This window comes from Lentibacillus juripiscarius, assembly GCF_042685205.1.
GTDB classification, from domain to species: domain Bacteria; phylum Bacillota; class Bacilli; order Bacillales; family Amphibacillaceae; genus Lentibacillus; species Lentibacillus juripiscarius.
Genome location: NZ_JBHUNA010000024.1, coordinates 56,837 through 80,074, shown reverse-complemented (window position 1 = coordinate 80,074; position 23,238 = coordinate 56,837). Strand labels below are relative to the sequence as shown.

Genomic DNA, 23,238 nt, shown 5'->3' with positions numbered 1-23,238 from the left:
GAGAATTATTTAAAGTTCATGATGCCTTTCCCTTTTTATCTTTGTCATCAAAGACGTATTCAATGACGGCCAATAGAAGGGCTGCCGCCAATTCAGTCGAAAGCGTACTGTCACACTTCTCAAAAATTCATCAACTGTAAATATTATCAACCATTCAAACAATGTATCTATTATTATTTGCGTCATCGCCAACTGAACTTTGCTCGACAGATTCGCAATCACCAACATTTTAAGGCCCTTAGCAAAAATTTCAGCCGCTAATCCAAGCAAAAAATAGAATACAATAAATAATCCTAATGAACCTAGTGAATCATATGTCACATCAAAAATTCGAAAAAACCCGGCGAAGCCAAAGAAAGTAACTCCGACTGCAAAAGCCAAGGAACCGATAATAAGCAATGCCATTAAAACGATAACAACTATTTTTCCAAATAAGCCCAAATCGCGAAAGGATGAATCTTCTTCTTCGCTCATCAATTTCCCCCCTACTTAATGAGTATTTGGTTAAAACGCTAAAGTTTGCTGTGTATTCGCTAAAGTTCACAATAAAGGTGCTAAAGTTTAGCCCAAAAACGCTAAAGTTCACAATTAAATCGCTAAAGATGATGTGAAAATCACCATTATTCAGATACCTATTTGTATAGAACTACATTTTTAGCAAAAAAAGTAACCGCCCCATTCCATTAAAAGGGCGATCACCTCTATTTTTCCATATTTTATTTGAAAAATCCATCATCTAAAACTGTCCAGAACGGTATTGTCTTCCATCGTATAGTATTCATAATCCTCCCATTCACTGCACCCTTTAATGGTATAAAGACTTGATTTTGTCGAGGTCATCTAAAAATTGTTCGACTTCCTTCTGGTTCAGCCGTACCGGAAGCTGGTCATACAGCGTTAATATTTGTTCACCGTCTCCTTCTTGCCCACTACTTTCCAAATACCGGGTTAAGGTATCCACTTGTTTTTCGCTTAAGATGGATTCTGTTGATAAGTGTTTAACTTGCCGCAGCATAAATTCATTCGTATGTTCATCCATTTCACCTGCCATAATCTCGCCGTTCCACCTCATATCAGCATTCCCTCCAACCATTCATTGTTTCACTTAGTCTGCCCCAATCAAGCCAATTGTTATCAAACCTGTAAAGTGGTACATTTTAATAAAGAGCCTGTTAATGGAGGGATAGACTGTGGTACGTGATTGGCTGACGAAATCAAAATATACCGTTATCTTTACCGGTGCCGGCATGTCAACAGAAAGTGGTCTGCCTGATTTCCGCTCGTCCGGACAGGGACTGTGGGAGCAGGAGGATCCGAGCAAAATCGCCAGTGCCGATGCATTAAATAATAATGTGGAAGCGTTCATCGATTTCTACCGCACGCGGGTTCTCAATGTGAAGGACTACAAGCCACACAATGGGCATCATATTTTAGCCGACTGGGAAAGTCAGGGACTCGTACAATCCATCATTACCCAAAATGTCGATGGTTTCCACCAGGAAGCAGGCAGCAAGCGGGTCGCGGAATTGCATGGGACGCTACAAAAACTGCACTGCCAATCATGTGGGAAGGAATATAATAGTGAGGAATATGTTAATCAGGAATATTATTGCAAATGCGGCGGAGTACTGAGGCCTTCGATTGTATTATTCGGAGAGACGTTGCCACAGGATGCCTTTCAGTTTGCCCTGTCCGAAGCTGAAAAAGCAGACTTGTTTATTGTGCTTGGTTCATCACTCAGTGTAACGCCGGCCAATCAGTTTCCTTTCATTGCCAAAGATAATGGGGCCCGGCTGGTCATCGTCAATCGAGAGCCAACCGAGCTTGATGCTTTTGCCGATCAGGTCATTCATGGACGGGAAATTGGTAATGTGCTGCAAGAATGGGACAACTAGCAATCTTGCTTAGGAGTACCCGGCATCAAAGCAGGGAAGAATTTTCAGTGAAAATAATCACACAACTTTCCGTTTTTTTGTCCATCGTACCGTGATAAGATAGAACCATACCATGAATGAAGGGGACGAGTTCATGAGCCATTCAGCTGATTACCCAAAAGCATTTCAGGATACGTTTGATTCACCGGAAGGGCTGGCCGATCGCATTGCCGAGATACTGGAGTGTCCCATTACCATCGAGGACGCCAACCACCGGATTATCTCGTACAGCAAGCATGATAAAAATGTGGATGAAGCAAGGATAGCTACGATTATACAGAGAAGTGTGCCGGAAAATGTTATCACCTGCCTTTGGGAAAGTGGTGTGATGGCTTGGCTATTCGAAAGCAGTGAACCCGTTTTCGTCCCCGCGATTGAAAAAGTGGGGCTTGGAAATCGTATTGCCATCGCTGTCCATAAACATCAGGAAGTGCTTGGTTTCATATGGGCGCAGACATACGACACAACCATCACAAATGAACGATTGTCGCTGATGAAAGATGCGGCAAAACTCGTGAAAAATCAACTCCACCAGCACCACCTCAAAAAAAAAGAATCTGAAGCAAGCTACCAGGAGTTTTTTTGGCAACTTCTTGCCGGTCATATACAACTGCCTGCGGAAATCAGACGGCAGGCCAGACGATTTGGACTGGAACTTGGAGACCCCCTTTCAATCGCTATGATTGCATTTGATGGCAACGTAACCCAGACAATCGAAAAACATGCCTATTACCTGACAGAAACATTTCAACAGCCTTATGCTGTCTGCCGGATTTTTGATCAGAATCAGCTTATCATTCTCGTGAACCTGGAATCGGTACCCAATCCTAGAAAAAAAATGAAAGCATTTGTTCAGGACTTCATAACAAAACTGGCTGAACGGATCGGCATCGACTATGCAAAGGGCGCCTTTGGCCTCGTTTACAGCTCGCCTGTAAACATGAAAGACAGTTACAGGGAGGCAGTCAACGTTCTTGAACTGAAAGATCAGTTTCCATCCGCATTACAGCACGTCCATGGCTATCATGAACTCGGCATTTACCAGTTTCTGCATGAACTGAAAGCCATCCGGAAGCGCGACAACTACCGGAATGATGCACTGGAACGGCTAAAGGCTTATGACAAGAAAAACAGATCCGACCTGGTGGCATCACTGCACGCATATTTAGCTTGTGACAGCAATGTTTACAATGCAGCCAAACGAATGCACGTCCATGCCAACACACTGAACTACCGCCTGAAGCGCATCACGGACATTGGCGAAATCAATTTAAAAGATCCCAATCAAAAAATAACAATCTACCTTGATATATTGATAGAATGCATGGAGCATGGTGATTTGTGATTTTCAACAAACCGCCCTGCTCTTTTTTTGTTTTATGACTAATGAAAACGCTATCCAAAAGAGTTATAATGGAAGGAAGAAATCTAAATGCTAAGGGGGATATTTTCTATGATTATCAGTGTACCCAAAGAAATTAAAAACAATGAAAACCGTGTTGCCATGACACCGGCCGGGGTTGATAACCTGGTGAACGCTGGACACACGGTGCTAGTGGAAGCCAATGCCGGTGCCGGAAGCAGTTTTACCGATGACGAATACAAAGAAGCTGGTGCAGAAATTCTTAAAAACGCTTCAGATGTATGGGAAAAGGCGAACATGGTCATGAAAGTTAAAGAACCGCTCCCATCCGAATATGGATACTTTCGTGAAGGGCTGATCCTCTTCACCTACCTTCATCTGGCTGCAGAACCGGAACTGGCGAAAGCGCTGGCAGAAAAAGGGGTTACAGCCATTGCTTATGAAACAATTACCGTAAACGGCACCCTGCCGCTCCTGTCACCAATGAGCGAGGTAGCCGGACGGATGGCATCCCAGATTGGGGCACAATATCTTGAAAAAGCAAAAGGCGGAAAAGGTGTCCTCCTTAGCGGGGTTCCCGGAGTCAAACGCGGAAAGGTCACTATTGTCGGCGGCGGCATGGTTGGCACAAACGCTGCGAAAATCGCGCTGGGACTCGGAGCAGACGTCACTATTATTGATTTGAATCCAGAACGGCTGCGCCAGCTCGAGGATATTTTTGGAGGTAGTGTGCAGACATTGATGTCCAACCCGGCCAACATCGCTGAATCAGTCAAAGATTCTGACCTCGTTGTCGGTGCTGTCCTGATCCCGGGAGCAAAAGCGCCCAAACTGGTATCAGAAGATATGGTCAAGTCCATGCAGCCTGGTTCGGTCATCGTGGATGTGGCCATCGACCAGGGCGGCAACTTTGAAACCGTTGACCATATCACAACGCACGATGACCCAATCTATGAAAAACATGGTGTGCTGCATTATGCTGTGGCGAACATTCCTGGCGCCGTTCCGCGTACTGCAACCATTGCATTGACAAATGTGACCATCCCTTATGCCCTGCAAGTCGCCAATAAGGGTGCCGAAAAAGCAATTACCGACAGTAAAGCCATGAAAACCGGCGTAAATGTGCTCAACGGCAACATCACTTTTGAAGCAGTTGCACGTGACCTTGGCTATAACTACCATTCTGTTGAAGACGTTCTTTCAAATAAATAGGTTCATTAGGCTGCCTGATAACACAGGCAGCCTTTTCATTGCCATGCCAGGAAAATGACAATATCATTCTTAGTCGAATACTTATAAGCCTCAAGTAGGATATAGACTCATGAAACCAGCACATTTTTCTTTCGTCGACTCATCGCGAAACCGTTGCAGCCACTGGCATTAAGCTCTGGATGCTGATTAGGCCATTTTCACAAATGACGAGCGGTTTGTCGAGTTATGTAAAGTTTTGGCTTTGTTTGACGAAGAGGTTGCATTTTTTTAGAAGAATAGACATAATAGTCTTCGTGCGCTTCTGAGACAAACGACCCAGGCTACTTACATAACATTTGAAGGGAAGTATGATGTATCATGCCAGCATTACAAATGGCTATTTCCAAAAAGCGAAAAGAAATGATTGAACTGGGCGAAATGTATGGACTAACCGATAAACGGACAATAAATTGCAGCCAGCAGCTCGATACATTGCTAAACATTGACAAAAGCCGGACACAATACTTTTTTGATGAAGGTTCATTCAAAAAGTACATATTAACGAAAAAGAAAGAGGAACACATTGGTGCCTAAGCTAATGTGTTCCTCGGTTCTGTTGCTACACCGCCCGTAAAACGAGCTGTAATCGGTCAAACAGAATATCCTTAATCAGCAGTTTGCTCAAGAGGAGCTTTCACTGTTTGCTTGGTTCTTGTCGTTAGAATGACTCCGCCAATCACCATGCATGCTCCAACAATCTTCATCAGTGTTACGGTCTCCCCAAGCCACAGACTGGCCCCGGCCATCGTCACAACCGGCAGGAAGTTCAAAAACACCGAAGCCTGTGAAGCCCCGAGGATCCCCACCGACCGGTTATAGAAAAGCAGTGCAATAAAAGATGGGAAAATACCAAGATACAATAACCCGGTTACATTACCGGATGTCATCAAATTATCCGGCAAACCAACTATTGCCCATTCCGCGATCACAAATGGGATAAGAACAAGTACAGAAATACCGCTCATGACAAGAAGAGCACCAAACTGCGGAAACAAGTGCATATATTTTTTAACAAGAATGGAATAAACCGCCCAGGAGCCAATTGCCCCAATCATAATCCCATCACCAATGTTCCAGTCCATGCCGGCGATCGAAAAAATGCCTCCATCCAGTACAACCCAGACAGCACCAATCAGCGAAACAAACACCCCGGCAAGCTGCACATTCCGCAGCCGCTCCTTTAACAAAATAGCACTGAGCACCACGGTTACAGAAGGAATGACTGTTTCCAGCACGGACACATTTGTTGACGATGTAAATTGCAAGGAACCATAAATAAAGGTATTAAAAAAAGTAATGCCTGTCAGTGTCATCAATAGGAATGGTTTTTTATAGGTCACAAATGTGCTGCGAGATTCCCACGCACTGCGAATGCCAAAAGGAAGCAGCACAATAAAGGCAACAAGCAGCCGAAAAAACGCTATTGTGAACGGCGGGAGCTCATTAATTGCCTTTCCGGTCAATATATTCCCTGCATAGAAAATAACAACAAAAAGCATCATGACAGATGCACGAAACATATAATCCCCCCATAGAAAGTACAGCTGCAACCATGGTGTCCAGTGCTAAATGGCCGGATCAGTGTGCCAATACAGCACATACCCTCATTTTATTCTATACATTTTCTAATAATTATTACTCTTCCCAACTTATCAGAAAAGGAAAAAGATTGCACACCATAAGCGAAAGAGACCGGTCAATAGATAACAAAATAAATAGTTTGATACCGGCATCAAGTTTACCAGATTTAGATCCTTCATTGTTTTTTTACAATTAGACAGCAATTCAGCAACAAAAATAGCATACCAATAATTGTATGTTGGTTGGACAACGTTTCTCGTCTTATGTTTCGGCTTTTTGAAAACAATCTCTTGACTTTAAATGACGACGGGTGTAAACTGTACATCAATATCATAACTAAATAGAAAGCATTCTTATCCAGAGAGGTGGAGGGACTGGCCCATTGAAGCCTCAGCATCGGTTTTTATAACTGTGCTAATTCCAGAAAGCGCTAAGCTTTAAGATAAGAAGAGCGACACAATCGTGCATTGGAGCCTCTTCTTATGGGAAGGGGCTTTTTCGTGTTTTATAAGCTTCTTCTTATCGAAATCTTTTTAATGAGGTGATTAGATGAGCAGTAACGTAATCGAAGCAATCAATCTATTGAAAGAGAAAGAATGGGTTGACCTGACCCACGCATTTGGACCGGATTCTCCACACTTTTCCGCATTTGACGCAGCGGAATTCAAGACCCTTTTCGATCATAGTGACGGGTTTTTTGCCCAGCAATTTACGTTTCCCGGTCAATACGGCACACATATCGATGCGCCGATTCATTTTGTTCACGGGGATGAACGGCATGTCCACCAGTTGGAATTGAAAGAACTCATTCTCCCGCTGATTGTTATCGACAAGTCAAAAGAAGCTGATGAAAATCCCGATTTCACACTTTATGTAGATGATATTTACCAATTCGAGAAAGAACATGGTGAAATTGAGGCAGGGTCATTTGTAGCGTTGCGAACAGACTGGAGCAAGCGCTGGCCGGAACAGGACGATTTTGACAACAAGGATGAGGAAGGTAACAGTCATGCGCCGGGCTGGTCGGTAGAAGCACTGCAATTTTTATTCGAGCAGCGAGGTATCAAAGCAATCGGACATGAGACGTTTGACACGGATGCTGCTGTAGATTTCCAGAAAAACGGAGCGCTCGTGGCAGAGTATTATGTACTTGACCAGGACACATTCCAGGTGGAAGTTATGACAAACCTGGATAAAGTCCCCGCTAAAGGTGCCGTGATTTGCAATATTGTTCCGAAAGCTAAAAATGCATCGGGCTTCCCTGTGCGGTCATTCGCCATTTTGCCATAAGCGAGCAGACCGGCAGTTTAATAGGAAGGATTTAAAAAAATAATAGAAAGAGGGATTACGATGACCAAAACGATAACACAAGCGCCATTCCGCGCCGATCATGTCGGGAGTTTGTTACGGCCAAGTAGGCTGCACGAGGCAAGAAGTGATTTCAAAAAAGGAAGTATTTCAGCTGAACAATTACGCAATGTGGAAAATGAAGAGATTAAACGAGTCGTTGACAAGCAAATCGATGCCGGTTTACAAGCTGTAACCGATGGTGAGTTTCGCCGTACATTTTTCCACCTTGATTTCATGGAGCACTTAAATGGGTTTGAAGGATATGTTCCTGACCACGGTTATGCGTTTAAAGGCCAAGAATCGGAAAAACGAAATGTCTGGAACACAGGTGAGATATCCTTTAATCCGGACCATCCGTTTTTGCGGGATGTCGAAGATCTGATTGACATTGTTGACGGACGGGCTGCTGTAAAATTTGCCATTCCAAGCCCGAACATGTTTTTTAACGATGGCATCAGAAACCCAGATATCTACCCAAACCTTGAAAAATATGCTGAAGACATCATTAAGACATATCAGGATGCGATTCAGGCATTTTATGATGCCGGGCTCCGCTACTTGCAGCTTGATGACGTCTATGTCGCCGGGCTTGCTGCAGACAATGTGCCATGGAACGAGGACCTGGGAGAGCAGCGTGATTATCGGATTGATCTGGCGGTCCGCGTTTTGAATGAAAGTCTTGCGAAGAAACCGGGTGATTTAACTGTAACCGTACATTTGTGCCGCGGGAATTACCGCTCCACATGGGCATTCGAGGGCAGTTATGACCGTATTGCCCCGAAACTGTTCGCCAAGGGCAATGTGGACGGATTTTTCCTCGAATATGATGATGAACGTTCAGGAGGATTCAATCCACTAGAACATATTCCTGAGGAGGGACCGCGTGTTGTGCTCGGAGTGATCACCTCCAAGTCTGGTGAGCTTGAGGATCGTGATGACGTAATCCGACGCATTAAGCGTGCATCTGACTATGTACCGCTTGAACAGCTATGCCTCAGTCCGCAATGTGGGTTTGCGTCCACACACCACGGCAATGAACTTACTGAAGGGCAGCAATGGGAAAAGCTGAAATTTGTTGCGGATGTGGCGGAAGAAGTGTGGGGCTCCTTCGAGATAAAATGAGCTGCCGCATAAAGGAATGAACAGCCTGCAGCACATAATGCTGCAGGCTGTTTATGTTGTGCCGTTCGGGCGGTCTGTTTATTCTATCAGCGGTTTTCCGCCTTTTCCCGTCATTCAATTATCTTTCCAGGATTCAGTATGTCATCGGGGTCGAGTGCCCGCTTAATTTTCCGCATGACACGGAGAGATTCGCCGTGTTCCTGTTCCTGATATTTTTGCTTGCCGGTGCCGACACCATGCTCCCCGGTGCAAGTGCCACCACACCCAAGGGCATAGCCGACAATTCGCTCATTCACTTGGTCAGCTTTTTCAATCTCTGCCGGGTCGGATGGATCAAGCATTAAGAGAATATGGTAATTCCCATCGCCAACATGCCCAACAATTCCGCCGGAAAGACCGGATGCTTCTACCGCTTCCCGGGCATCCTTTACTGCTCCGGCAAGCTCAGAAATCGGGACGCACACATCGGTGACCATCTGTTTTCTGCCCGGATGGTTATGGATAAAGGCATATGCGGCATGGTGTCGTGCTTCCCAAAGCTTATTGCGGCCGGCCGTATCTGTCTCGAATTCTATTTGTCTACAATTCATATCGCTGACAATTTCCTCCATAAACTGAACGTCATGCTGCAGGCCTGCTTCATTGCCATGCAGTTCCAGGAATAGTGTCGGCACTTCATGGTAATTCGTCTCACTGTAAAGATTCATCTGTTTGATCGCTTCCTCATCGACCAATTCCACCCGGGCTACTGGAATGCCTGCCTGCATGACGGCGATAACGGCATCAACCGCATCGTCAGCAGTGGCAAATTCCGCCCTTGCAGCCATAATATGCTCAGGAATGCCAATCACTTTTAGCGTCAATTCTGTAAAACAGCCCAACGTCCCTTCCGAACCAACGAAAAGTCCATTAAGATTGTATCCGGACGATGATTTTGCTGCCATGCTGCCGGTATGTATGATCGACCCATCCGCCAAAATGACTTCCATATCAAGCACTTGATCGCGCATGATGCCATACTTTACCGACGTTGTCCCGCTTGCGTTTGTTGCCGCCATTCCACCCAGCGTCGCGTCTGCCCCTGGGTCGACGGTAAAAAACAGACCATACTTTTTCAGTTCCTTTTCTAGTTGGGACCGAGTTACACCAGGCTGCACCCTGACAAGAAAATCGCTTTCCCGCACTTCCAGAATGTTATTCATGTTGGCAAAATCAATCGTAATGCCGCCCTGATACGGGATGACACTGCCTTCCAGACTTGATCCATAGCCATAAGGGACAACGGGCACATCAAACCGAGCAGCCAGTTTCATAATGTCACTCACTTCTTCAGCGTTGTCCGGAAACACAACAACATCGGGCAAATGTGGCGAATGGTATGATTCATCCGAGCTGTGCTGCTCCAGCATGGTTTCATTTACTGTCACGCGGCCTCCCAGTACTCCCCGTAGTTCTTCCACTAACTCCATTCGTCTTCCCGTTTCCTGCATAAAACATTCTCCCCCTCTGTTATGAAAAATTCACTCTCTCTTTACCTGGCCTGTGACAATTGAATCAGATTTCCGCACGTGTCATCAAAAATAGCAAATGTCACCGGCCCCGCTTCAGTTGGTTCCATCGTAAATTCCACACCTTTCTTTTTCATCCGTTCGTACTCTTGCCAAATATCCTCCACGACAAACGATGTGGCTGGGATCCCTTGTTCATAAATAGCTTCTTGATATGTTTTGGCGGCTTCATTATCATTCGGCTCCAGAAGCAGCTCAACCCCGTCCGGGTCTTCCGAAGACACAACGGTCAGCCACTTAAAGTCTCCAGCTGGCATATCCATTTTCTTCTGAAACCCTAAAATATCTGTATAAAATTGAAGCGCTTTCTCCTGATCGTTTACAAAGACACTTGTTACTTTAATCCGCATGTTAAACCTCCATTCCTTATCATTATAGCAGGAATACCGGTGTAATATCATTTAAAAACATGTTTCTATTTCATTCGTAAAAACCTATGCGTTGAAGTTGGGGAGTGCTCGCTGACGCCAAATGATAAAGGAAAGGAAAAACTTCGATGAGTGACTGAATGAGGTTTTTTCCTCTGCGTTCGGGTGCTCATCACCCTCATGAGTGACCGTAGATACGTTTTTCCTCTCTGCTCGGGTGCTCATCACCCTCATGAGTGACCGTAGATACGTTTTTTCTCTCTGCTTGGTCGCTCATCACCCTCATGAGTGACCGTAGATACGTTTTTCCTCTTCACTCGGTCGTTCATCACCCCTTTGAGTGACCGAATTTCCGTTTACGCTCCTCGCTCGGTCGCTCACTTCACCAGCTTCAAGCGTTTTAAATGCTTGGGTGGTTTAGTTAAAATAACAAAAATGCTTGAATAGATCATACTTATCCAAGCATTTTATAGGTTTATTCAATTGTTAAAATAGCTGTCATTAAGTGAAACTTCATTCAGTGGGAGGTACCCACAATTTCAACGTAATTACTGCACTTCCACAACCATCGCAATTCCCTGTCCGCCTCCGATGCAGAGAGAGGCAACGCCGTACTTTTGACCGCGCCGGTTCAGTTCTTTGATCAGGCTGTACAGCACTCTTGTGCCACTTGCGCCAACTGGATGCCCCAATGCAATTGCACCACCATTCACATTAACCTTATCGCGGTCAAGTCCTAATTCCTTTTCCACGGCCAAATACTGTGCGGCAAATGCTTCATTCACCTCGATCAGATCCATGTCATCAATAGTCATTCCCGCTTTTTCAAGTGCTTGTTTGATAGCAGGAACCGGGCCAATCCCCATGACGGACGGATCTACACCGGCAATTCCATACGAAACGATTCGAGCAACGGGATCCAGACCATTCTGACGGACGTATCCCTCGCTTGCGACAACTGTTGCGCCGGCGCCGTCATTGATTCCGCTAGCGTTCCCTCCGGTGACAGTACCGTCTTGTTTAAAGGAAGGCTTCAGTTTAGCCAGTTTATCAATGGTTGTATCTTCCCGGATATGCTCATCCGTGTCCACTGTTACCGTGCCTTTCCGTGTTTTCAGTTCAACCGGAACAATCTCTTCGGCGAACTTCCCTTCCCTTCTTGCCTCCGCTGCACGCTGATGGCTCAGGGTGGCATACTCGTCCTGTTCCATGCGGGAAATCGAATATTCTGTGGCAAGATTTTCCGCAGTGACGCCCATGCCTGCTCCGATATATTCGTCTGTCAATGCCGCCCACAGCATATCATCGACCTGTGGTGTTTTCAGCTTTGTTCCGAACCGGCTTCCCCTAAGGGCGTACGGGGCAAGGCTCATGCTTTCCACTCCGCCAGCTAGTGCCACATTGCCATCTCCAAGCATAATGGACTGAGCAGCAGACACAACAGACTGCAGACCTGACCCGCATAGCCGATTGACGGTCAATGCAGGGCTGGCGAGCGGAATCCCTGCCTGCAGTGCAATATGTCTTGTTGCATATGGTGCATTTTTAGCCGAATGGATCACATTTCCCATGACGGTAAAATCAATAGCTTCTGCACTTACCCCACTGCGTCGCATCGCTTCCTGCGCAACGGTTACACCGAGTTCAGTCGGGTCCGCATCCTTCAAGCTGCCGCCGAATGAACCAAACGGGGTGCGTGCCCCTTCCAGAACATATATATTTTCCATCATTTCACTCCTCTATTAGTGCGTGTTCAAAAAGGAGGATAAAAAGGACCGAGAATTTCAAGGCGGCGTAGATTTGAGCACAAGGAAAACATCACTGAACTGCATCGCACGCAGGAAAAGTGTTCTTCTTTTCCAAGCAACGGAGTGTATGCAGTTAGATACATGAGTAGCGCAAAACCAAGCCAACGAAGAAATTCGATGCGTCATTTTTACCGGACTTTTCGAACAACCTCTATTAAGTTACTGGGCAGTGTAACCCCCATCAAGCACAATCGCCTGCCCTGTGACACCTTTTGCCTTATCACTTGCCAAAAACATCGTGTAATCGGAAATCTCCTGTACTTGCAACAATCTTTTTTGCGGTACGAGTGGGTACAGTACTTCCTCCAGCACGCTTTCCACTGGAACATTGCGATTTTTTGCCAGGTCTTCAAATTGATTGCGAACAAGTGGTGTATCAACATAGCCCGGACACATGGCGTTTACAGTGATGCCATGCTCAGCTCCTTCAAGCGCGGTGACTTTAGTCAAGCCGATGACACCATGCTTTGCACTATTGTAGGCAGCTTTACCGGCAAACCCGATCAGCCCGTTAATCGAGGCCATATTGATAATTCGTCCAAAGCCCTGTTCTTTCATAATTGGAAATGCATGCTTTGTTGCCATAAATGGCGCAACGAGCATCAGTTTTGTAATAAATTCAAAGGTTTCAGTTGGGAATTCCTCAACTGACGAGACATGCTGCATTCCAGCATTATTAATAAGTACATCAAGTCTGCCATATGTTGCAACTGTCTGATCGATTGCTTCCTTGAGCTCCTCTTCGTTCGTCACATCACATTTCAGGCCGGTACACGTATAACCTTCATTTGCCAGCTCGTTGGCCGCTTGTTCTACTTTCTTCTTATTAATATCAGACAGAACGACTGCCGCACCATTTCTGGCAAATTCTGCACCGGTCTCATAACCAATGCCGCTTGCTGCACCTGTAATGAACACGACTTTATTGTCCACCATTTGCACCATTCCTCCTTACTTCGTCCAAAGCCTACCGATGTCCTCGTCTGAAAACAGTTAGTACGTCCCAACCCGCAGCTGGTCACTGATTTGCAGTTCTGGTTCGGTTGCCGCAATCACTTCTTCCGGCGTCCATCCTTCTGCAACTTCCACCAGTTTTAGACCGGTTGCCTCCACATCGATGACAGCACGGTCGGTAACGATACGATCGACAACCCCTTTACCGGTCAGCGGCAGCTTGCATTCGTTCAAAATCTTAGGCTCCCCGTGCTTGTTTACATGGTCCATAATGATAACCACCTTTTTGGCACCATGCACAATATCCATCGCACCGCCCATGCCTTTGATCATCTTGCCCGGAATCATCCAGTTTGCCAAATCACCAGAAACCGATACTTCCATTCCGCCCAGAATAGCGAGGTCCAGATGACCACCGCGCACCATGGCAAACGACTCTGCGTTGCTGAAGAACGATGCGCCTGCCTCTGCGGTCACTGTTTCTTTTCCTGCGTTAATCAAATCCGGGTCTACTTCTTCCTCAAGCGGGGATTTCCCAATCCCAAGCAGCCCATTTTCAGACTGAAGGACGACCTGTTTTCCATCCTGTATAAAATTTGCAACCATTGTTGGCATGCCAATCCCCAGATTCACGTAGGAACCGTCTTTAATTTCTTTCTCAGCACGCTTGGCAATACTCTCTCTTACTGCAGCTTTGTCCATTTGTTTGACCATTCTATCATAACCTCCCTGTTGAATATTAAGTTATTAAGCTTCTTGTCTGACGGTCAGCCGTTCAATTCGTTTTTCCTGTTCGCCCTCTATCAGTCCCTGGACATAGATGCCTGGTGTATGGACATGGTCGGGATTAATGGAGCCCCGTTCCGACAATTGTTCTACTTCCGCAATGGTAACTTCCCCAGCCGCAGCCATCATTGGATTAAAATTGCGGGCTGTTTTATTGTAAACAAGATTACCATCTACATCGCCATGAGCTGCACGGACCAAGCTGAAGTCAGCTGTCAATGCTGTTTGCAACAAGTATTCCTTATTGTTGAACACACGTACTTCGCCACCGTTAGCAATTGGCGTACCAACGCCTGCCGGGGTATAAAAAGCCGGTATGCCAGCACCACCAGCTCTAATTTTTTCTGCAAGCGTCCCTTGTGGTGTCAGTTCCACTTCCAGCTCGCCTGCCAAAACTTGCCGTTCAAACTCTTTGTTTTCCCCGACATAGGAGCCAATGATTTTATCAATTTGTTTATTCTGCAGCAGAAGACCAAGGCCCCAATCGTCCACCCCACAGTTATTGGAAATGACTGTTAAATGGCGCGCACCTGACTTCGCAAGGGCCTGAATGAGATTTTCAGGTATCCCCACAAGTCCAAATCCGCCAACCATAATTGTGGAACCATCTTTTATTTGTTTAACTGCCTCATCGAATGAGGTATAAATCGTTTTCATTTTTATCTACTCCTTTCGACAATATATAGCAAAAAGTATGCCAACATACACATAAACTTCTAAGGAAGAGTGAAAGGATTTTTGAAACGATTAGAATACTTGACTTATCGCCTATTGGTAAATGCCTGGTCGCACTTATGCAGTCTAAAGTATGTATACTATCTTACCTGCTAAAAAAGCCCTTTTTCCGACATATTGGAAAAAAGGCTTTTTTAACAAAAATCCAGACTTTGCAAACCTTGCCAAGCAATACATTTATTCATTTTCCGGAAATCCAGACCTCGTTCCGGATATCCGGAAAATCACAACCCGTATTTCTTTACTTTTTCATAAAAACTGGATTTGCCGATGTCAAGGAGTTTAGCGGCTTTCTGCTTATTGCCATTTGTCTTTTTCAACGTTTGTTTAATCGCCTGTAATTCTGCTTTTTCCAGGATGTCCTGCAAACTTCTATTCTGATTTTCAGCATAACCATCTGGCTGCATCTGATCAGGCAAATCATCCATTGTAATAGTTTCGCCGTTTGCCAGATGAACCGCGGATTCAATCACATTTTCCAGTTCCCTTACATTCCCAGGCCATTCGTAGCCCTGGAAAAATGCAAGAACATCCGGGTCTGCATCCATCACCCGCTGACCGGAACGATGGGCTATTTTGTGAATCAGATACATGGCAAGAACGCGTATATCTTCCGGCCGTTCCCTCAATGCCGGTATTTTCAGCTGCAGAACGTTGATCCGGTAGTACAAGTCTTCCCGAAAACGTTGCTGCTCGATCAGCTTTTCCAGGGATTGATTGGTTGCAGCAATGATTCGAACGTCCACTTTCTGGGCATGCTCCGAACCAATCCGCTCAACTTCCCCCTCCTGGAGCACACGGAGGATTTTGACCTGGGCGTTTAACGGCATATCGCCAATTTCATCGAGAAAAAGGGTCCCTCCATCAGCAAGCTGGAATTTACCTTGTTTCCCTTCTTTTTTCGCCCCTGTAAAAGCTCCCGGTGTATAGCCGAAAAGTTCTGTCTCCAGCAGGCCCTCTGGAATCGCCGCACAGTTCACCTTAACGAACGGTTTGGTATGGCGTTCGCTCAACTGGTGGATGCTATGCGCAAATAATTCTTTCCCCGTTCCACTCTCCCCTTGGAGAAGAATAGTAACGTCACCGGGTGCTATTTTTTTTACTTTTTCCTTTACTTCGAGCAGCTTTGGAGAACTGCCAACGATATCGTGCAGTGAATAGGTGGCCCCATTTGCTTCGTGCAATTGTTTTCGGTAATTTTCAATTTCCAGAAGCAGATCTTTGATATGGGTATTCATTTTCATCCATTCTTTGGTATCCCGGTATAAAACCGTCCCGACCGCACCAACAAGATGTCCACCCGAAAAGACAGGGATCCGGTTAGCGATCATATGGTTTTCTCGTATATACTGCAGATCGGCAATTTCCTCTTGGCCAGTTTCTGCAACGATATGCATTCTTGTATTTTCAATGATAGCTGTGACATGCTGCCCGACAGCTTCTTGTCTGGTCACCCCTAAAAATTGGCAGTAATTTTCATTCAAGTAGGTAATAAATCCTTGTTTGTCAATGGCGACAAAACAAAAATGCGATTTCTCGAACACTGTTTCTATAATTTCTTCTTTGTACTCCCTGATTGCTGACAGCATGTTCCGTCCCCCACTATCATGAATTAATCACTTTTACAGTATAGCAGATAGTTGCAGTGGTATTCATTATCTTACCGGCATAATTTGATGGCAAATGGTCAGGCAAATCAAGCCGGTCAGTTGTACAGCCCAAATAAAGTTATTTCCTTTCAACAACGAACAGCCGCATTATAACCTCGTTTCTGGGCACATCCCTATGGTTGTGTGGAAAAGGGATAGGAAACTCACGCCTAGAGTCCAACTTTGCTTGTGTACAACCCCTCTATTGATTAGATAAAAAGTAAAGAGAAGCTGCGTCATTAACAGCTTCCCTTAGATTGACAAATTATTTTTCCAAAAGTTTTAGAGATTCGCGGTTGAATGCAGGAAGATCATCAGGTGTTCTGCTTGTTACAAGGTTCCCATCTACTATAACCTCTTCATCTTTTACAGTTGCTCCTGCATTTTCCAGGTCTTTTCTTACGGAAACAAAGCTAGTTAGTTCTCTTCCTTTTAGTAGGTCTGTATTGACGAGGAACTGAGGACCATGGCAAATTGAAAATACTGGTTTATTGCCTTGCAAAAATGCTTTTGCGAATTCGCTATTCTTCGGATTAATACGTAGTAAGTCTGGAGAAAAACCGCCAGGAATGAGTAATGCATCATAATCGTTTGCATTCACTTCATCAATTCCTCGATCTGCTTGTATTTCGTCCCCATTTTTACCATTGATTGTTTTGTTTCCTTCATTACTGATAATATCTACCGTATGACCAGCTTCTTTGTAAGCTTTCACAGGATCGGTTAATTCAATTTCTTCTACCATGTCTGTAACGAGAACAGCAATGTGTTTACTCATATAACTCACCCTCCTTTTACACTCAAGTAATATTGTAACGAACTTTACCTAACTTTGTAAAAGATTGCACTTTCGTTAAGTTTTGCCAAGGAACAGCTTGACCGACTAACTATGCAACAAAAGTGGTAATTCTCTAACTCCTCTTACAACCATTCCCGTTCTCCACTCCAGGTCATTTTTATCAACAATCATCTTGGCATTTGGATAGCGTCTAAAAAAACTGTTAATCGCTATTTCTCCCTCTAATCGGGCGAGTGGAGCACCAAGACATGCGTGAATTCCCTTACCGAATGCTAAATGCTTACTTTTTTCCCGGGTAATATCAAGGACTTCAGGATCCTTAAATTGACATGGGTCATGATTTGCTGAATTAAGGGCGATAATTACTAAATCCCCTTTCTTGATGAACTCCCCTTTAAATTCCATATCTTCCCTAGCCCAACGCGATGTACTAAACTCAACTGGATCATTATAACGGAGTGTTTCCTCTATAGCTGTTTTGATCAATTCTGGTTTGTTTTTTAGCATCTTTAGTTGATCCGGGTTTTCTAACAGGGCCATAATGCTGTTTCCTATAAAGTTTACGGTTGTTTCATGTCCAGCAATAATCAGAAGGGCTACAACGCCATATAACTCTTTTTCCGATAATTGGTCTCCTTGTTCTTCGGCAATAACGAGTTTACTGATTAAGTCATCCCCGGGGCTTTCACGTACAACAGCAATTCGTTGTTTAAGGTATTGGGTAAAGTCTCTCATATGTTGTTCTAGATTCTCGGCATACTTACTATTCGAACCTTCGATCATGGAATTGGACCAGATCCGGAATTTATCGCGATCTTCTGCTGGAATTCCTAGCATTTCACATATGACGATAATCGGAAGTGGAAAGGCGAATTCATCAATCAAATTGATTTGATTTTGACCGGCGGTTTCTTCAAGAAGTTCATCGGTAATTTCCTGAATCCGATCCCTTAGTCCTTCAATCATGTTCGGAGTGAATGCCTTGGAGACAAGCCCTCGCAACCGCCGATGGTCTGGCATATCTGCAAATAGCATGTTTTCGCTAAATATACTACTTCGGTTGTCTGCATGGTCTCCCAATTTTGTAAAGTCTTTAATAAACGATTGATTTTTTAACGCTTCAAGTGCATCATCATACCGCGTGATGAACCATGCATATTGTCCGTCGGGTAAACGGACATAGCTAACTGGTTCCTCTTCTCTTAGCTGACTATAAGCGGGGTAAGGATTTCTGGTAAACGCTTCAGTGAAAAGGTTGCTTTTTAGTGATACATTCGGATTCATTTGGTTTGTCTCCTTCAGAAAAAAGTTGTTTCATGACTCTATAGTAACATAGTAATTTCTTTTAGATTCCCTCGTTCACTCGTCACTCTAAAGCACTGACTGTTGGCGTTCCACCAAGTTATCCACCTTTTTTTTCACGTTATCATTCTCCCGCTCCCCCATACTAAAATAAATTTTATGCAACAAAATTAGCGCCCGTTAATTGAAACTGTATTATCCTCAAAAGAGAATATACTATTTTTTGCATCATACATCTAGTCGAGGTTGACTTTCCATAACTCAGGTTAGTTCTGCCAGCCTCACTTAGAATGCTTTCCGCTGGTAAATGACCATTGTAATCCCCCAGGAAACAGCATAGAGTATTAAGATTACAGCTGCCGCTCCCGTATATAAAGCCGAGGTGGATAAACTGACAATAAAATTAGTTACTACTGTTAAATGTTTCGCTAAAAACATTACAATTGGCGGTCCGATGCCTGCTAAAAGGATAAAGCTAATGAGAACAACCGTGAAGGTATATTTTGATTCAAATATATAGAATAATGGGAAAGTAAACGTAGCAAATATCAGGAATAAACCACTGGCAATCGCAATATCAGTGATCGTAAATGATTTGTTCGAAACAAATAATGCCAGACTTGCCACTCCAATGGATAAAACCATATATAGAATAGCACCAAGATAGCGTGATGCGATAATTTCCTTACGTGTGTAGGGCAGAGAATTTAATAATATATCCGTCTTTGCTTCTTTATCGTAAGCAAAAGCATTAAAGGGAATAAAAATACTGGCAACGAGAAAAGTCAAAGCTGGATGAGAGTCCATAATGATAAAGAATGCAATAAAAGGAATAAATATTAGTAGATGCCTTTTTTGCAGTATGACATCACGTCTGATTAAATTAAACATGGTGTTTGTCCCCTTTCAAGTAGTACATAATATCTTCCAACGTTGCCCTTTCAATCACAACCGAATCGCCGAAAGTTTTTTTCACGGCCCCAATGTTATCTGTTAAAGCTTCAAATCCTGTTGGTGCACGATGAACATGGACAAAAGCCTGTTCCGTGTCCCGATCCAGCAATTCCTTGCCCCCTTTAACGAGTGCATAATTTTCATCTATTTCGTCAATGGGCTGGTTAAACATTAATTCCCCACTTTGAATAAAAGCAATGTGATCCGCGATACGATCCAAATCTGTTGTAATATGTGTCGAGAAAAAAATGGTCCGGCTTTCATCCATCATTAATTCCTGCAGAAGATCCATCAGTTCCCGTCTAAAAATAGGGTCTAATCCTGATGTCGGCTCATCCATTATGATCAGTTCGGCATTATGTGATAAGGCTATCACCAGTGATGCCTTCATTTGCATGCCTTTTGAGAAATTTTTGATCGCCTTATTAAGTGGTAGACCGAACTGTTCCGCATATTGATAAAAAATGGTGTCATCCCAATGTTTGTAAGCCGGTCCGACAATGTGCTTTATATCTTTTAAGTTCATTCCTTCAAAAAATACATTGCCGTCATATACAAATCCAATGCGCTCCTTGATTGCCTTTTCGTGCGTTTTGTAGTCCATCCCGAAAAGCTTTACCTCCCCTGCATCCGGTCTTAATAGATTCATCATCATTTTTATTGTTGTCGATTTACCAGCTCCATTTGCGCCTATGAATCCTGTTACAAAGCCTTGCTTCACTTGTAAATCCATATTGTTAACGGAAAACCCTTTAAAATTTTTCGTTACATTTTTTAATTCAACCACATTTTCCATTCCTCTCACTCCTCATATAAAATCTTCAATAATTGCTGCAGCTCATTAAATGACAGCCCAATTTCCCTGCTGTTCGTTATAACCGCACTCAGCTGCTCTTCAATAACTCTCAGCTTCTTCTCTCTGATGACCTCTAAATTTTGCTCGGCGACAAAAGAGCCTTTTCCGACAATCGAATAGATAAAGCCCGATCTCTCCAATTCCTCATAGGCACGCTTTGTCGTTATCACACTGATTTGTAAATCCTTTGCAAGTTGACGTATGGAAGGCAATGCTGTTCCCTCCTGCAGATCACCCGATAAAACAGACGATTTAATTTGATTCGTAATTTGTTCATAAATCGGCTCCTTTGAACTGTTGGAAATAATGATTTGCATGCTAAAACCTCTTCTTTATTTTTTTGAAGATATACTTGAAATGATATCCTGTACTGCTTGAATCAGTATAGCCACAACATGAATGGTCATGACCATATTAAAAAATGGAAAGGAATAAGGGGCAATCCATTCTGTAAACAGCTTCGAGCCCAAAATCCACCTTCCTATCCTGGCAAATAAGTTGTCACTATTGTTTATATTTGGCTCCAGAAAAGTGCCATCAACGGTGATAAAGATCAATTGAACAACTAAAAATATACCAATGGTGATTATCCACCGTTTTGCCAGATTAGTATGATATGGATTTGCTGAGCCTGACATTTGAACACTTCCCCTCTCACACCTCATGCATGTGATCAATTACGCATAGATATTTAGTCAATCCACCTATTACGATTCGGAATGATTTACATCACATATAATTCTTTATATTTTTATATAATGTATATATACTATATACACATTGTATACACACATGAAATATTACGCAAGCATTTTTATATAAGCGAAACTTTATTCAATGGACATTCTTCCCAATGAATGTTAGTTGAGCAGAATCGGACATTTAGGGACAGTTGCCTGGCGTCCTTCGCCTGGTTACTGTCCATTACATGCGGGATAACCAAGAAGCAAGAAGTCTGTCTAAAGATGTTACATGACAATCTTCCTAAATTTTACCATCAACTTTTATAAACAAACAGAAAGAGCATGTTTTGAAAAAAATTTATCAAAACATGCTCTTTATTGGAGAAAAAAGATTTAATTCATTCCAGATTTGCGCCCGATCGTTGTATTACGGTTGGTCCCAAAACAAAGACATAACCCCAAAGAATAGTAAATAAATAACCAACAACACCGGAAAAACAAATAATGAAATCCTTCCAAATTTATCTTTTTTACTAAACAAGGATAAAACAAAAGAAAGCATCAAGAAAATAAAGCTAAATAACATTGTTATGCTATCATTAATAAATGAATTTCCCGTAAATATATAGACGACAATGGAAATAAGACCAATAATCAAACTAATAAAAGAAACTAGCCCTATATTTTCCTGCTTATTTGTCAAACATATCCCCCTTTTCTCCATCAGTTTTTATTCGAGAAGTGCGCCTATTTTGCAGCATTGTTACTGTGACTATGAATCTTTTTTATTCTTACCTGCAAAATATGCAGCGTATAGTAGAAAGATTATTCCTAAGCCAAATCCGATCATCATTGCGTAATCAAAAAAATTCTTTGATGCTAGACCGCCTGCAATTGATGCAACAAATAACATTATGAACATTACTGAATAATTTTTCTTCATATAATATAAATTCAACCTCCATATATTAAACATTTACGTATCAAGAACGTTTAGAAAACACCACAAAAGAGATGAAGACAGTTATCATTGTCAAAGCGGCTAAGATGCTAACAGTCTGAAAGCCGTTTAGAGCAATCACGTTTAACCCAAATAATCCCATCAATATAATCATATAACTCAAAATGAAAAAATAACTGACAAACATACCTTTTTCTCTAATCTGTTTCGAACGTTCATCGTTTCCTTTAAATTGAGGATAAAGATAAGCATTACTAAATGCCATCACACTAACCCCAAACAAAATTACGTCCTGACCACTTGGAAAGACACCGCCTGAAATAGAAGCGATACTGTATATAATACTAATTGCTAAGAACAGAAAACCAAGAATAACAAACTGTATTTGACCTGATTTTTCACTCATAATTCAACCTCCTGTTTTTGAATAAACTTATTTATAATCTTCTTTTTCCAAGGTGAAAATATTTTCCACACTTGTTTGAAAAATTTCGGCGGTAAGCATTGCTAAAGGGAGAGATGGATTGTATCTACCCTTTTCAATCGAAATAATTGTTTGTCTTGAAACACGTAATTTTTCAGCTAATTTATCTTGAGATAAACCAAATTTCTTTCTATGTTCACTCAATTTATTTTTCAAGTTCATCACCACCTTTATACATACACAGTATAATGTAAAGGGAGCTATACGTCAAGTTAGCTTTACGATTGTTTTATGGTGATTTCTGGATTTCACACAAAAAACTGCACCATCTCTTTGAGGTACAGTTTGAACATACATTAGTTATTCCATTAAATTGCCCGTTTGCGGCATATCTTTATATAAAAGAAACGGGTTTATTGTAACGGAAACAGTTATGTTGTCACACGACAGCAGTACGATTTACCAGAGCGGTTCCTCTTCATTTGATAATTGCATGAAAAATGGATAAATCGATAGCATTCCAACTAACAAAACACCCCCGACGAAAATGGCTGTCATGGTGCTGGCGTTAAACATGGGCAATATCCATATTAATGGGAACGGCAAAATTCCAAGCATACTGCTACGCTTCTTTGATGCAGTCGATTCATATTGCCATTCACCGCAATGCGGACATTTCATTCTTAGTCCGAATTTCATCATTCGTTTCATCGTCTGTTTCCACGTCCATTCCGTGCTGCAATGTTGACATACAGGCATGGATTTTCCCACCCTTCTATTTGGCCACCAT

26 protein-coding genes and 1 riboswitch are annotated in these 23,238 nt (G+C 43.1%); of the genes, 6 read left to right on the top strand and 20 right to left on the bottom strand.

The annotated features are described in order from the left end of the window. Nucleotides 1-9: 9 nt before the first annotated feature. Together ACFSUO_RS11700 and ACFSUO_RS11695 are read right to left on the bottom strand one after the other, a co-directional pair. Nucleotides 10-474, bottom strand: coding sequence for a YrvL family regulatory protein (locus tag ACFSUO_RS11700; RefSeq protein ID WP_382394256.1), 465 nt, complete (start codon nt 472-474; stop codon nt 10-12). 331 nt (nt 475-805) lie between these two features. After that, the gene (locus ACFSUO_RS11695; RefSeq protein WP_382394254.1) at nt 806-1,072 is read right to left on the bottom strand and encodes a hypothetical protein; all 267 of its coding nucleotides are present in this window, start codon (nt 1,070-1,072) and stop codon (nt 806-808) included. 118 nt (nt 1,073-1,190) lie between these two features. On the opposite strand from ACFSUO_RS11695, the gene ACFSUO_RS11690 reads away from it, so the two are divergent. From ACFSUO_RS11690 to ACFSUO_RS11675, 4 genes are all read left to right on the top strand, one after another. Further along, the gene (locus ACFSUO_RS11690) at nt 1,191-1,895 is read left to right on the top strand and encodes an NAD-dependent protein deacylase (protein ID WP_382394252.1); all 705 of its coding nucleotides are present in this window, start codon (nt 1,191-1,193) and stop codon (nt 1,893-1,895) included. Between the two features lie 133 nt (nt 1,896-2,028). After that, on the top strand, nt 2,029-3,279 hold the full coding sequence (locus ACFSUO_RS11685; protein WP_382394250.1) for a PucR family transcriptional regulator: 1,251 nt from the start codon (nt 2,029-2,031) through the stop codon (nt 3,277-3,279). Between the two features lie 108 nt (nt 3,280-3,387). After that, nucleotides 3,388-4,509, top strand: coding sequence for an alanine dehydrogenase (gene ald, locus ACFSUO_RS11680; RefSeq protein ID WP_382394248.1), 1,122 nt, complete (start codon nt 3,388-3,390; stop codon nt 4,507-4,509). Between the two features lie 357 nt (nt 4,510-4,866). Beyond that, entirely contained in the window at nt 4,867-5,082 is a 216-nt protein-coding gene (locus ACFSUO_RS11675; protein ID WP_382394246.1) for an aspartyl-phosphate phosphatase Spo0E family protein, read from the top strand. A 71-nt stretch (nt 5,083-5,153) separates the two neighbouring features. On the opposite strand, the gene ACFSUO_RS11670 is transcribed toward ACFSUO_RS11675, so the two are convergent. Beyond that, nucleotides 5,154-6,068, bottom strand: a complete 915-nt coding sequence (locus ACFSUO_RS11670) for a DMT family transporter (RefSeq protein WP_382394244.1) — start codon at nt 6,066-6,068, stop codon at nt 5,154-5,156. A 411-nt stretch (nt 6,069-6,479) separates the two neighbouring features. After that, nucleotides 6,480-6,578, top strand: a riboswitch (SAM riboswitch). 100 nt (nt 6,579-6,678) lie between these two features. On the opposite strand from ACFSUO_RS11670, the gene ACFSUO_RS11665 reads away from it, so the two are divergent. Next, a complete protein-coding gene (locus ACFSUO_RS11665) occupies nt 6,679-7,419 on the top strand; it encodes a cyclase family protein (protein ID WP_382394242.1) in 741 nt (246 codons plus the stop codon). 60 nt (nt 7,420-7,479) lie between these two features. Further along, on the top strand, nt 7,480-8,601 hold the full coding sequence (locus ACFSUO_RS11660) for a 5-methyltetrahydropteroyltriglutamate--homocysteine S-methyltransferase (RefSeq protein ID WP_382394240.1): 1,122 nt from the start codon (nt 7,480-7,482) through the stop codon (nt 8,599-8,601). Between the two features lie 110 nt (nt 8,602-8,711). On the opposite strand, the gene ACFSUO_RS11655 is transcribed toward ACFSUO_RS11660, so the two are convergent. The 17 genes from ACFSUO_RS11655 to ACFSUO_RS11575 all read right to left on the bottom strand — a co-directional run bounded on the left by ACFSUO_RS11655 (nt 8,712) and on the right by ACFSUO_RS11575 (nt 23,207). After that, complete coding sequence (locus tag ACFSUO_RS11655) at nt 8,712-10,091, bottom strand: FAD-binding oxidoreductase (protein ID WP_382394238.1); 1,380 nt, start codon at nt 10,089-10,091, stop codon at nt 8,712-8,714. A gap of 41 nt (nt 10,092-10,132) precedes the next feature. Beyond that, the gene (locus ACFSUO_RS11650) at nt 10,133-10,519 is read right to left on the bottom strand and encodes a VOC family protein (RefSeq protein WP_382394236.1); all 387 of its coding nucleotides are present in this window, start codon (nt 10,517-10,519) and stop codon (nt 10,133-10,135) included. A 566-nt stretch (nt 10,520-11,085) separates the two neighbouring features. Beyond that, the gene (locus ACFSUO_RS11645; protein ID WP_382394234.1) at nt 11,086-12,264 is read right to left on the bottom strand and encodes a thiolase family protein; all 1,179 of its coding nucleotides are present in this window, start codon (nt 12,262-12,264) and stop codon (nt 11,086-11,088) included. A gap of 240 nt (nt 12,265-12,504) precedes the next feature. After that, nucleotides 12,505-13,281 (bottom strand): 3-hydroxybutyrate dehydrogenase, encoded by a 777-nt coding sequence (locus ACFSUO_RS11640; protein ID WP_382394232.1) that lies wholly within the window; start codon nt 13,279-13,281, stop codon nt 12,505-12,507. Between the two features lie 57 nt (nt 13,282-13,338). After that, nucleotides 13,339-14,013 (bottom strand): 3-oxoacid CoA-transferase subunit B, encoded by a 675-nt coding sequence (locus tag ACFSUO_RS11635; RefSeq protein ID WP_382394230.1) that lies wholly within the window; start codon nt 14,011-14,013, stop codon nt 13,339-13,341. 33 nt (nt 14,014-14,046) lie between these two features. Further along, nucleotides 14,047-14,742, bottom strand: a complete 696-nt coding sequence (locus ACFSUO_RS11630) for a CoA transferase subunit A (RefSeq protein WP_382394228.1) — start codon at nt 14,740-14,742, stop codon at nt 14,047-14,049. Nucleotides 14,743-15,044: 302 nt separating this feature from the next. Further along, the gene (locus tag ACFSUO_RS11625; RefSeq protein WP_382394226.1) at nt 15,045-16,409 is read right to left on the bottom strand and encodes a sigma-54 interaction domain-containing protein; all 1,365 of its coding nucleotides are present in this window, start codon (nt 16,407-16,409) and stop codon (nt 15,045-15,047) included. Between the two features lie 325 nt (nt 16,410-16,734). Then, nucleotides 16,735-17,247 carry a type 1 glutamine amidotransferase domain-containing protein gene (locus ACFSUO_RS11620; RefSeq protein ID WP_382394224.1) on the bottom strand — a complete coding sequence of 171 codons (513 nt, stop codon included), beginning with the start codon at nt 17,245-17,247 and terminating at the stop codon, nt 16,735-16,737. Nucleotides 17,248-17,352: 105 nt separating this feature from the next. Then, complete coding sequence (locus tag ACFSUO_RS11615; RefSeq protein WP_382394222.1) at nt 17,353-18,552, bottom strand: cytochrome P450 family protein; 1,200 nt, start codon at nt 18,550-18,552, stop codon at nt 17,353-17,355. Between the two features lie 303 nt (nt 18,553-18,855). Then, nucleotides 18,856-19,461 (bottom strand): ABC-2 transporter permease, encoded by a 606-nt coding sequence (locus ACFSUO_RS11610; protein ID WP_382394220.1) that lies wholly within the window; start codon nt 19,459-19,461, stop codon nt 18,856-18,858. Continuing rightward, entirely contained in the window at nt 19,454-20,320 is an 867-nt protein-coding gene (locus tag ACFSUO_RS11605) for an ABC transporter ATP-binding protein (RefSeq protein ID WP_382394218.1), read from the bottom strand. The genes ACFSUO_RS11610 and ACFSUO_RS11605 overlap by 8 nt, the downstream gene beginning before the upstream one ends. A 5-nt stretch (nt 20,321-20,325) precedes the next feature. Further along, nucleotides 20,326-20,697, bottom strand: a complete 372-nt coding sequence (locus tag ACFSUO_RS11600; RefSeq protein ID WP_382394216.1) for a GntR family transcriptional regulator — start codon at nt 20,695-20,697, stop codon at nt 20,326-20,328. 15 nt (nt 20,698-20,712) lie between these two features. Then, nucleotides 20,713-21,018, bottom strand: coding sequence for a YfzA family protein (locus tag ACFSUO_RS11595; RefSeq protein ID WP_382394214.1), 306 nt, complete (start codon nt 21,016-21,018; stop codon nt 20,713-20,715). A 472-nt stretch (nt 21,019-21,490) separates the two neighbouring features. After that, the gene (locus ACFSUO_RS11590) at nt 21,491-21,766 is read right to left on the bottom strand and encodes a hypothetical protein (RefSeq protein WP_382394212.1); all 276 of its coding nucleotides are present in this window, start codon (nt 21,764-21,766) and stop codon (nt 21,491-21,493) included. Nucleotides 21,767-22,046: 280 nt separating this feature from the next. Next, complete coding sequence (locus tag ACFSUO_RS11585) at nt 22,047-22,430, bottom strand: hypothetical protein (RefSeq protein WP_382394210.1); 384 nt, start codon at nt 22,428-22,430, stop codon at nt 22,047-22,049. A gap of 27 nt (nt 22,431-22,457) precedes the next feature. Further along, a complete protein-coding gene (locus ACFSUO_RS11580) occupies nt 22,458-22,664 on the bottom strand; it encodes a helix-turn-helix transcriptional regulator (RefSeq protein ID WP_382394208.1) in 207 nt (68 codons plus the stop codon). Between the two features lie 243 nt (nt 22,665-22,907). Then, entirely contained in the window at nt 22,908-23,207 is a 300-nt protein-coding gene (locus ACFSUO_RS11575; RefSeq protein WP_382394206.1) for a TIGR04104 family putative zinc finger protein, read from the bottom strand. Nucleotides 23,208-23,238: the final 31 nt, after the last annotated feature.